This is a genomic window from Enterococcus sp. JM9B, assembly GCF_009933265.1.
Classification (GTDB): Bacteria; Bacillota; Bacilli; order Lactobacillales; family Enterococcaceae; genus Enterococcus_C; species Enterococcus_C songbeiensis.
In genome coordinates, this window is record NZ_MAEK01000036.1 from 8,331 (window position 1) to 13,744 (window position 5,414).

2 protein-coding genes and 1 pseudogene are annotated in these 5,414 nt (G+C 35.2%); 1 reads left to right on the forward strand and 2 read right to left on the reverse strand.

The window, feature by feature from the left end; translation table 11 throughout:
• Positions 1–73: 73 nt before the first annotated feature.
• Positions 74–2,665: a sigma 54-interacting transcriptional regulator gene (locus tag BAU16_RS11785; RefSeq protein WP_161527158.1), complete on the reverse strand. Its 2,592-nt coding sequence runs from the start codon at positions 2,663–2,665 to the stop codon at positions 74–76.
• Between the two features lie 432 nt (positions 2,666–3,097).
• On the opposite strand from BAU16_RS11785, the gene BAU16_RS11790 reads away from it, so the two are divergent.
• Positions 3,098–4,789, forward strand: a complete 1,692-nt coding sequence (locus BAU16_RS11790; protein WP_237579246.1) for an IS1182 family transposase — start codon at positions 3,098–3,100, stop codon at positions 4,787–4,789.
• A gap of 89 nt (positions 4,790–4,878) precedes the next feature.
• Here BAU16_RS11790 and tnpA read toward each other — a convergent pair.
• Positions 4,879–5,214, reverse strand: a pseudogene (gene tnpA / locus BAU16_RS11795) (IS200/IS605 family transposase); the annotation flags it as partial.
• Positions 5,215–5,414: the final 200 nt, after the last annotated feature.

Genomic DNA, 5,414 nt, shown 5'->3' on the forward strand with positions numbered 1-5,414 from the left:
CTGAAATAAATATTTGCTTTTACTTCTATTTTAGTCGGGCGCTCTACATTTTTTTCAAACACGTTATTTTTCATTACGCATTGATGCTTTCTCGAAATAACTCAAATAGAAGAGAGATTTCATAGTCATCAATTTCAATTTTATACTTCATTTCAATTGGTTTAAAGATTCCTTGTGTGACGGTATAAAATTCTGTTGCTTGATCTGTATCAGCACTAGAAACCCACTCATCCCGATTGGCTTCTCGGGTCATTAGACGTTCTACCATTAATGAAATATGCATATATAAACACAGTTTTAACTTACCGCTTAATTTGATTCCGTAATAATTTTCATACTTTATGATTACTGTATCAACTTCTAGCATAATCACGTCAGGATTCAAAAAAGATAGACGTTCACTGACTCCTTCGATAGATAAGAATCGAACCAAATCACCATATAATTGATCAAATGCCGTTTTATCTAAGAATTTGTGCACTGTCTGAAATAATTTTTTCTCTCCATGAGCATCCAATAAATCATAAATATTAAGATGAGGGATTTTAAAAGTTTTTGGTAAATCAGTAGTCGTGATAACCAATCGTGTTGAGCCAAAAGACTCGATTGTATTGCTTTTTATATTCCCTTGTAAATCAGAAAAATTCATTGTTAGTATGTTTAATTCATTTTTTATACGATTTTGAAAAATTTCTTTTAATTTGTCCGAAATACCCAATCCTGACATACAGGAAATCACAATATTTGGACTTTTGGCAAAGCCTTCAAAATAGCGAGTGGAGATTTTATATTCACGACTCGCCTTTTCTGCTATCATCTTGAATGATTGTTTTTGTTGAATCTGCAAGGCAATATCCAAAGCAGTTGCTGTGGTAAGATTGTCAATTACTAGTAAGTCTCCGCTTAAGTTATCTTTCAGTTGAGTATATATCTTACTTAAAGAACCCATATCAACCATTAAAATGAAGCCATTCGTTGTGTTAAAACCTTCAATCATTTTTTTGCTTTCCGTTATAATATCATCGATTGTAGCCTCAATAGGCATATCAATGGCGTCAAGTAAATATGTGCCACAAAGTTGATTAACGGTCGCTTGGATATTAGTAGCCATCGAGTTACCATGAGCAATCAACAAGCCCCTAATCCCAGCTATCTCTTCCAATTGGTTCTCTAAGCAAATGGACAATAATAAGGCTAATCCCTCGTTACTTGTTTGGCTGGTTGAGGGCAACATATTACAAAAACAAGTTGCAATATGGTATCCCCGACTATAACGCGACTGTACAATCACCTGTAACTCAGTAACTAACGTTTTGGGAAGGTCAATCCCAGTTTGATACAGCAACGAAAAAATCGATTCCATATATGCAGCATCTTTCAATCCAAATTTTTCAAGAATAATCTTTTGAAAGAATAGGTGGTGCATTCCCGCTAGATTTGCATCCCCATTCATTGCTTGATAATCGACTTCAATTTGAAAGAAGAGCTGCAACAATGATTGAGGGTCGATGGTTGGATTTTGCGAAAGAAATTTGATGATTTTTTTATTGATTGCAATTGGATCAAACATATCTATTTCACGATTTTCTTGATCAAACCTATACGTTTGCTCAGAAATGCCCCACTTAGATTTAGAGATAAAAAAATCAAAATTTTTGCTGGTGATAGCTAAAATAGATTCTCCCTCATTTTCCTGACTATAAGCTTTTGCACAAGATACTTTGATTAAGTTCTTAATTTTCCCAATATTGCCTAATGGATCTAAAAACAACAAATAATCCAAAACATCCCCTGAAACTTTTAGCGGTCTTTGTAATTTCTTAGCTTCCTTATAAAACAAATCATTTATAATAGCCAAACGTTCATTTAGAGGGCGCTTACTGTAATCGCTAATATCAACTACTACAGGAATTCGACGATAGAACGTTGGCAACAACTTTTTCTGAGGATCTTCCGTAGTCGCTAAGATGAAGCGTACATTTGATCTGATATCTTTCTTATTTTCTCCCATTGGCCGAAATAATCCAGTATCAATGAAACGAAATAGTTTCTCTTGATTTTCGTCAGAAAGTCTGTGAATTTCATCAAGAAATAGAAATCCCTGATCGGCTAATTGCAGTAACCCAACTTTTTCTTTACTTGCACCAGTAAAGGATCCTTCTGTATAGCCAAATAAAATAGAAGATAGCAATTCTGGATTATTGGCATAATCAGCACAGTTTAAGGTATGGAAGTCTAAACTACTGGCTATCATTTTCTTTTCTACGGCATAGTCGCTAATTTTTTTCGCTAAAAAACTTTTTCCAACACCACTACTTCCTGTAATTAAAATATTCAGTCCATTCTCTGGATATTTGACTGCTGCAACGCAACGTTCAATTACTGCTTGTTGACTGCCATTATATCCAATGAAATCTTTGAAAGGCTTCAAAGAAGACAGATATTCAACAGCTGTTTTTTGACCACTTCTTATCTGCCATTTTACTGGTCGCCCAACTACTTTGATCACTTGATTATTTCGTAGTAATTGCGACAAATAATTACTCGTCACTGATCGGCTCAAAGACAAAGCTTGCGCCAGCTCCATTGTCGTAATGCCATCATTATTTAGGTTCAACTCACTCAATTTTTGAAAAACTTTTTCAACGGCACCTATCTTATTCATTAATATGCTCCTTTCAAAAAAAAACTGTATGCACTTTCATTTTATTCAGAAACAATTTACCACTACTCACTAAAATAATCAAGTTAGTGTTTACTCGCTTTCTCCCAAATAGTGTTTAAAAATATTGAACACTTCTATCGTAATTTTCAGACTGTTTAATGTGTACGAATAAATAGGTCCACAGTTTTTGTTATTACAGCAGAGTCAACCTATATATTTCTGAATGTCAAAAAAATAGTAAAAAGTGGGCGGATTTTATAATGAACTTAGCCATCTAGACAAATAACATCATAGGGCTTGGGACATAAGTCCTAATGAAAAATCCAGATACCAGTCAAATTGATTGGCATCTGGATTATTTTTTTGTATTAAAATAAGAACACCTTTGCTAAAATAAAAGTGACTAAACAAATAAAAAAGCGAGGTGTTCTTATGTTTAAAAATTATACCACAAATCAAGTCGTTCTTCCTCTAGATTTTAGTTTTCAGTTAGAAAAAAATGATATTGCGTTCGCTATTGATGAGTTAATTGAAAGTATTCCCGAACAGCGTTTCATTCCCTTTCATCATCAAATGGGACCTTCTTCCTATCATCCAAAAATGATGATGAAGATGATTTTATGTGCCTACACACAATCCGTGTTTTCTGGTCGAAAGATTGAAGCATTGACGAAAGACAGTATTCGCATGATGTGGCTTACGCAAAGTTATCAACCTAGTTATCGAACAATTAATCGGTTCCGTGTGAATCCTTTGGTGAACACACTCCTTCGGGAGTGCTTCGTTCAGTTCCGTAGCCAATTGGTCAAGGAACAATTGATCGATGAAGAAGCTATTTTTATCGATGGGACAAAGATTGAAGCAAATGCCAATAAATACACCTTTGTTTGGAGAAAATCGATTGATAACTTTGATAAAAAGCTTACTGAAAAATCAGCTTTTCTTTATGATGAATTGGTAAAAAATACGATTATTCCTGAAATTGAACGCGAGTCCACAAATGAATTATCTCCAACTGAATTAAGTCAGATTGAAGAACACCTCACTCATGTTGTTGATAAATTTACAGAAAAAATCACACAAGAAGAAGATGGAACGACTCGAAAATCATTACGTTCGAAACGGAAAATCCCGAAAAAGATCAGAAAACTATTTCGTGACTTCAAAGAAAGAAAACTTGCTTATCAAAGACATAGACAGATTCTAGGAAAACGAAATAGCTACTCTAGAACCGACCTAGACGCGACGTTTATGCGCATGAAAGATGATCCTATGAAAAATGGTCAGCTAAAAGCTGGCTACAACCTTCAAATTGCCACAAACAATCAGTATATTTTAGGCTATGATCTTTTCTCAAATCCAACGGATACACGAACACTACGCCCCTTTTTAACTACTTTAAAAGAGCGTTTCTTTGAGCTACCAACCTATATTGTCGCAGATGCTGGTTATGGAGGAGAAGAAAACTATCAAGCTATTTTAGAAGACCATGAACGGATACCGCTTATTACCTATGCCATGTATCATAAAGAACAAAAGAAAAAATTTAAACAAAACCCGTTTCTTCCCGCAAACTGGTCGTATCAAGAATTAGATGATACATTTCTTTGCCCTAATGGACGGAAAATGAGGTTTCGCAATTATTCTATTCGTACAGATAAATATGGATTTAAACGATATTTAAAACGGTATGAATGCGAAGATTGTTCGAATTGTCCTCTTCGAAGCCAGTGTACAAAAGCGAAGAGTGACAAGAATCGTGAGATTCAAAAGAACATGAACTGGGAATACTTTAAAGCAACGATTCAACAGCTACTTTCAGAAGAAGAAACCGGTAAAATCTATCGTCAACGAAAAATTGACGTTGAACCAGCTTTCGGACATTTGAAGGCTTGTTTAGGTTTTACTCGGTTCTCTGTTCGAGGAAAACAGCAGACACACAATGAGATTGGGTTTGCGCTAATGGCGATCAATTTAAGGAAATATAGGTTGAACATGCCCGCAACCAAGGAAGATTCTTCCAATAATCTAAAAAACAGACGACCGAAAATTCTTTTTACGATTTTCGGTCGTCTGTTTTATGATTCTTGGGACTTATGTCCCAAGCTCTTGCTCTTCGGCTAGAAGCCTCTCTTACCGGCCTCGGCCTAAAAGACCCTCTGAAAGCTTCCCCCCGCACCACTTCTACTCGCTGATTCTAAAAGAATCTCACTCTATCTCTTTTTGTTTTTAACTCCTGTAAACGGATCAACTTCTTCGAACAACGTAAGCTGATCTGCTGAATAATCTTCTTTTATTTGTTTACGAATATACTCAGCTATCTGCTCCTTATTCCGTCCAACCGTGTCCACGTAGTACCCTCGACACCAAAATTTTCGGTTCCCATAGCGATATTTCAACTCTGCATGACGGTCGAATATCATTAAACTACTTTTTCCCTTTAAATAGCCCATGAATTGCGAAACACTTAACTTTGGTGGAATACTTACAAGCAAATGAATATGATCTGCACAAGCATTTGCCTCAATGATCTCTACTCCTTTTCTTTCTTAGCTTCTTTTACATTTTTGAATAATATCTCTGTTTTTAGTTTTGAAGTATAGTCAATAAAACTAAAATCACCATCGGCTTGGATGTATGCTAATAAAGTAGACAATTTTTCTGCTATACTGCTATTTGACTAGACACTATTTTTGAAAGGAATGTTTTGATGGTAGATAAACGTAAATCCCCTCGTAAGTTTGATGAT